At 60.6% G+C, this 5,276-nt stretch carries 5 protein-coding genes; 3 read left to right on the top strand and 2 right to left on the bottom strand.

Annotated elements, in window-relative coordinates; all coding sequences use genetic code 11:
* Nucleotides 1-222 precede the first annotated feature (222 nt).
* Complete coding sequence (gene bkdR / locus HP547_RS24880; protein WP_012273540.1) at nucleotides 223-708, top strand: Bkd operon transcriptional regulator BkdR; 486 nt, start codon at nucleotides 223-225, stop codon at nucleotides 706-708.
* A 92-nt stretch (nucleotides 709-800) separates the two neighbouring features.
* On the opposite strand, the gene HP547_RS24875 is transcribed toward bkdR, so the two are convergent.
* Both HP547_RS24875 and HP547_RS24870 read right to left on the bottom strand, forming a co-directional pair.
* Nucleotides 801-1,403 carry a hypothetical protein gene (locus tag HP547_RS24875; protein ID WP_172288040.1) on the bottom strand — a complete coding sequence of 201 codons (603 nt, stop codon included), beginning with the start codon at nucleotides 1,401-1,403 and terminating at the stop codon, nucleotides 801-803.
* 174 nt (nucleotides 1,404-1,577) lie between these two features.
* The gene (locus HP547_RS24870; RefSeq protein WP_172288038.1) at nucleotides 1,578-2,201 is read right to left on the bottom strand and encodes a hypothetical protein; all 624 of its coding nucleotides are present in this window, start codon (nucleotides 2,199-2,201) and stop codon (nucleotides 1,578-1,580) included.
* A 272-nt stretch (nucleotides 2,202-2,473) separates the two neighbouring features.
* On the opposite strand from HP547_RS24870, the gene HP547_RS24865 reads away from it, so the two are divergent.
* Together HP547_RS24865 and HP547_RS24860 are read left to right on the top strand one after the other, a co-directional pair.
* Complete coding sequence (locus tag HP547_RS24865; RefSeq protein WP_172229247.1) at nucleotides 2,474-3,715, top strand: glutamine synthetase family protein; 1,242 nt, start codon at nucleotides 2,474-2,476, stop codon at nucleotides 3,713-3,715.
* A gap of 130 nt (nucleotides 3,716-3,845) precedes the next feature.
* The gene (locus HP547_RS24860; protein WP_172229235.1) at nucleotides 3,846-5,192 is read left to right on the top strand and encodes an MFS transporter; all 1,347 of its coding nucleotides are present in this window, start codon (nucleotides 3,846-3,848) and stop codon (nucleotides 5,190-5,192) included.
* Nucleotides 5,193-5,276: the final 84 nt, after the last annotated feature.

Genomic DNA, 5,276 nt, shown 5'->3' with positions numbered 1-5,276 from the left:
ACGCAGGGGGGCGTACTCGTTCATGCTGTTTACGCTCGCTCGGATATTTGTTTTTGTGAGCTCTGAAGCGGCCGCCGCTGAATACCGGCTTGTGACTGGTAGGTCAGCGTCATCTACATCTTAGTGGCCCGGCAGGAGAATTTTTCTCTCAAGTTGATTGCCTTTGCCGATCGGGCCAGATAAACATTCCGCATAAACACAAAAAACCGGTGATTTTGTCTCATGCGCAAACTCGATCGTACCGATATCGGCATTCTCAACAGCCTGCAAGAAAATGCCCGCATCACCAATGCCGAGCTGGCACGCTCGGTCAACCTGTCGCCGACGCCCTGTTTCAACCGGGTGCGGGCCATGGAAGAACTGGGGGTGATCCGCCAGCAGGTGACCTTGTTATCACCCGAGGCGCTGGGGCTTGATGTGAATGTGTTCATCCATGTCAGCCTGGAGAAGCAGGTGGAGCAGTCGCTGCACCGCTTCGAGGAAGAAATCGCCGAGCGGCCCGAGGTGATGGAGTGCTACCTGATGACGGGGGACCCGGATTACCTGCTGCGGGTCTTGCTGCCGAGCATCCAGGCGCTGGAGCGGTTTCTCGATTACCTGACGCGGTTGCCGGGGGTGGCGAATATACGCTCGAGCTTTGCGTTGAAGCAGGTGCGCTACAAGACGGCCTTGCCGTTGCCGGCCAATGGCATGACCTTGCGCGAATAGACGTCGTTTGAGCCGCTGATCATATTGGGCAATGCCCTTGGCTGGCATGGCTACAGGTTGGGTCCTGCAGCCCATGCCGAGGCCCAATGTGGTTATGAGGCGAGTTGGATGTTTTTAAGATAGAACTTGACTATTTCTCCAGGCGTTTCGCCTGAATTCAGAAACCTGGCCCGATTCAGAGACAGGTCCACCGATGCGTCTTTGGACTTTGCCCGTGCTACACGGTGGCCGTGTTTGTCGCGCAGGTAGAACGGAATGCTGTCGGCGCTCTCCACGTTACCGTTCCAGTCCCGAAGCGTGTCAATTTTCCAATAGTCGCCAAATCCAGCCAGGTGCAGGGGGAGGTTCGTCACTGCATCAGTGACCCTGCCCGTCCATCCCGTGCCATACAGGCCCAGCCAGCCTCTGCCATTTCTTTCCAGCCTCGCGCCTGCATAGTTCCATCGGTTATTGCATTTTATGTTGTAGATCGCGCGCTCCCCGGCAGAGCCCCGCTCCATTCTCAGATACTCGAAGTCAAATTTGATACGCAGGAATTGGCCGCTGGTGAGTTGGTGGTCTTCGCGGTCGTTTTCGGCGCATAACCAGCCTTGGTCATCCAGTCTCATGGTAGGCTCATACCAACTTGCGTCTGCAACTACCACTTGGCCTGCGCCTTCACAATGCAACTCGGCGGTGAAATCAGCTTTGATCATGTAGTCTCCGGTCTTAGATAATCCCAGCATGGGGTGAGTAACGGTAATGCTCATGCTTGAGAAAAGAGAGTTGGAAAGCGTTGATGCGCAATAGGCCAGCTCCCTTCAAGCATGCCTCTTGAAACCAGACATAGGGCCAGCGTCCGCACTGTCCGGCACTGCGTTAACTCACCGCTACTCGATCAGGTTGATATTGCGTAGGTTGAACTTGAGTATGTCGCCGGGTGTTTCGCCGGCGTTCAAATATCTGTCATGTCTGGTGGACAGGTCGACGGCGGCGTCATCTGGCGTTGCCAGCGCAACACGATGGCCGTGTTTGTCGCGCAGGTAAAATGGAACGTCTTCGGCACTACGCAAGTCACCATCCCAATCCTGCAGTGTCTCGATTTTCCAGTAGTCACCCAGTCCTGCCAGGTGCAAGGGATAGTTTGTCACGGCGTCCGTGATTCTGCCGATCACACCCGTACCATATAGACCCAGCCAGCCCCTGGCATTTCTTTCCAGCCTGGCGCCGTCGTATTCCCACCCGCTTTTGCATGAGATGGAGTAAAGCGTGCGTTTCCCGACGCCTTTCCCTTCCTCTTTGATGTAATTGAATTTAAATACAATAGGTCTGTACTCCCCGCGGGTGAACTTATACTCGTCGCGCTCGGCATCAATGCACAACCAGCCCTCGTCATCCACTAACCCTTCCGGGTTAAACATTTTCCCTTTCTTGCTAAACAGACTCGGGCTTGCAACGACCACTTGGCCTCCGCCTTCGCGGTGCAACTCTGCGGTAAAATCAGCTTTCAACATACAGCCCTCCGGTTTCAATCACCCCAGCATGGGGTGAGCCCAAGGTAATCTTCAGGCGGGCGCAGGGGGGAGATGGAAAGCCTTGCTGCCAAGTCGGGGGCAGCGGGTAACCTCTAGTGAGCTTGCTGCTTGATATTTTAAACACCCCCGGCCTATGTTGTTGTCGGCATACAACAACAAGGACAAGTGTCATGAGCACTGCTCAGCTCCAAGGTATCGATGAAGTCGAATGCGTCACCCCCGACCTTAACGGCGTGCCACGCGGCAAGGTGATGACCGCCGAAGGCTTTCTCGAAGGCCGCCGCCTTCAGATGGCCCGCGGTGTGCTGCTGCAATGCATCATGGGCGGCTACCCGCCGGCGAAGTTCTATGGTGGCGATGACGGTGACCTGGCGCTGGTAGCCGAGCCCGGCCAGCTGCATCGTCTGCCTTGGAGCAGTGACGGCCGTGCCCTGGCCATCTGCGATGCCATCGAACTGGATGGCCGGCCTTCGGCGCTGTCCACCCGTGGCCAGCTCAAGGCGGTGATCGCCCGCTACGCAGCGCTGGGCCTTGCGCCAGTGGTGGCGACCGAGCTGGAGTTCTTCGTGTTTGCGCCCAACAGCGACCCGCTGCAGCCGTTCCAGCCACCGTTGGGTACCGATGGCCGCCGGGAGTCGGGCCATTCGGCATTCAGCGTCAGTTCCAACAACGGCCTGCGCCCGTTCTTCAGCGATGTCTACCAGTGCATGGCCGCGTTGGGCCTGCCGCGCGACACCTTCATGCACGAAATGGGCGTCAGCCAGTTCGAAATCAACCTGCTGCACGGCGACCCGCTGTTGCTGGCCGACCAGACCTTTCTGTTCAAACACCTGCTCAAGGAGGTGGCGCTCAAGCACGGCCTGACCGTGGTGTGCATGGCCAAGCCGCTGGCGCGCACCCCGGGCAGCTCGATGCATATTCACCAGAGCCTGGTCGAAGCCAGCAGCGGGCGTAACGTATTCAGTGATGCGCAGGGCCTGCCGACCGACACCTTCCACCACTTCATCGGCGGCCTGCAGGCGTGCATGGCCGACTTTACTGCGCTGTTCGCGCCCAACGTCAACTCCTACCAGCGGCTGTGCCACCCCTATGCCTCGCCGAACAACGCCTGCTGGTCCGAGGACAACCGCGCCGCCGGCCTGCGCATCCCGGCCAGTGCACCGGTGGCGCGGCGGGTGGAAAACCGCCTGCCTGGCGCCGACGCCAACCCGTATCTGGCCATTGCCGCCAGCCTGGCTGCCGGCCTGCATGGCATCGAGCAGCGCCTGCAGCCGTCGCCGGCCATTCAGGGCGAGTTCGAGGTGCCGGAGCACCTGGGCCTGCCATGCACCCTGCATGCTGCGCTGCAGCGGCTCAAGGGCAGCACGCTGGCGCGGGAACTGTTCGGCAGCGAGTTCATCGAAGGGTACATCGCCAGCAAGACCCTGGAGCTGACCGATTTCTTCGACGAAATCACGCCATGGGAACGCCGGGTGCTGGCGGCACAGGCCTGATCGCGACACGACCTGCACCGGACACGCCTCTGCACCGGCAAATCGCTTATGGGGGGCCTGCGCCAGGCGGTTTTTGCCTTTATGCTGCTAGCACCCAACCGCCACCTGACCAGGGAGCTTCACGGGACGTATGCGAAATATCTGGAAGCCGTTTCAGTCGTTGTATTTCGCCGCGCTGATGATGTTGATCGGCTCGGGCCTGCTCAGTACCTACCTGGCCCTGCGCCTGGCTGCCGATAATGTCGACAGCCTGTGGATTGGTGCGCTGATGGCTGCCAACTACTTCGGCCTGGCCCTGGGCGGCAAGGTCGGCCACCGGTTGATTGGCCGGGTAGGGCATATCCGTGCGTACGCCACCTGCGCCGGTATCGTCGGCGCGGCGGTGCTGGGCCATGGCCTCACCAGCTGGTTGCCGGCGTGGGTGGGGCTGCGAATGATCGTCGGCCTGGGGATGATGTGCCAGTACATGGTCATCGAGAGCTGGCTCAACGAGCAGGCCGACGTCAAGCACCGCGGGGCGGTGTTCAGCGGCTACATGATCGCCTCTTACCTGGGGTTGGTGCTCGGCCAGCTGATCCTGGTGGTGCATCCGCAACTCGGCCCCGAGCTGCTGATGCTGGTGGCCATGTGCTTTGCCCTGTGCCTGGTGCCGGTGGCGATGACCCGGCGCATTCACCCGGCTCCGCTGCGCCCGGCGCCGATGGAGCCGAAGTTCTTCATCAAGCGCGTGCCGCAGTCGCTCAGCACGGTGCTCGGCTCCGGGCTGATCGTCGGCTCGTTCTACGGCCTGGCGCCTTTGTATGCCTCCAGTCAGGGTATGAGCACCGAGCAGATCGGTCTGTTCATGGGTAGCTGTATCTTTGCCGGCCTGCTGGTGCAGTGGCCGTTAGGCTGGCTGTCGGACCGCTACGACCGAGCGGTGCTGATCCGCAGTGTGGCGGTTGGCCTGGCGCTTGCCGCTGCGCCGCTGGCGATACTGCCCAGCGTGCCGCTGGAGCTGCTGTTCGGCATGGGCTTTCTGATTTCGTTGCTGCAGTTTTGCCTGTACCCGTTGGCGGTGGCATTCTCCAACGACCATGTGGAAAGCGAGCGACGGGTGTCGCTGACGGCAATGCTACTGGTGACCTATGGCGTGGGCGCATGCATCGGGCCACTGGCGGCGGGCGTGCTGATGAAGGTGCTGGGCCCGCAGATGCTGTATGCCTTTTTCGTGTTCTTCGCGCTGGTGCTGGTGTGGCGCATCCGGCCGAAAGCGGTTACCGGGCTGCACCAGGTGCAGGACGCGCCGCTGGGCCACGTGGCAATGCCCGCAGCCGGTTCGCCGTTGTCGGCAGCGCTGGACCCACGGGTGGATGAGCAGACCGTGCAGGACGTGATGCAGGCGCCGGTGGCGGCGGAGGATACCGAGGCAGAAGAGAAGGGTGAGTCAGAAAGCAAGCCACAGGTTGCAGAACCTGCGGAGGCCAACAAAAGCTAGGTTGCCTGCCCTGGCCTCATCGCCGGCAAGCCAGCTCCCACAGGTACAGCTCATGGCCTGAGACTGGCGCCGTCCGTGTGGCAG

Source organism: Pseudomonas sp. CM27 (genome assembly GCF_013179515.1).
Classification (GTDB): domain Bacteria; phylum Pseudomonadota; class Gammaproteobacteria; order Pseudomonadales; family Pseudomonadaceae; genus Aquipseudomonas.
This window is presented reverse-complemented; position numbering and strand designations above follow the sequence as displayed.

Excerpts from the sequence above, each read along its gene's own strand:
- bkdR (WP_012273540.1), top strand. The coding sequence starts at position 223 with ATGCGCAAACTCGATCGTACCGATATCGGCATTCTCAACAGCCTGCAA.
- HP547_RS24875 (WP_172288040.1), bottom strand. The coding sequence starts at position 1,403 with ATGATCAAAGCTGATTTCACCGCCGAGTTGCATTGTGAAGGCGCAGGC.
- HP547_RS24870 (WP_172288038.1), bottom strand. The coding sequence starts at position 2,201 with ATGTTGAAAGCTGATTTTACCGCAGAGTTGCACCGCGAAGGCGGAGGC.
- HP547_RS24865 (WP_172229247.1), top strand. The coding sequence starts at position 2,474 with ATGACCGCCGAAGGCTTTCTCGAAGGCCGCCGCCTTCAGATGGCCCGC.
- HP547_RS24860 (WP_172229235.1), top strand. The coding sequence starts at position 3,846 with ATGCGAAATATCTGGAAGCCGTTTCAGTCGTTGTATTTCGCCGCGCTG.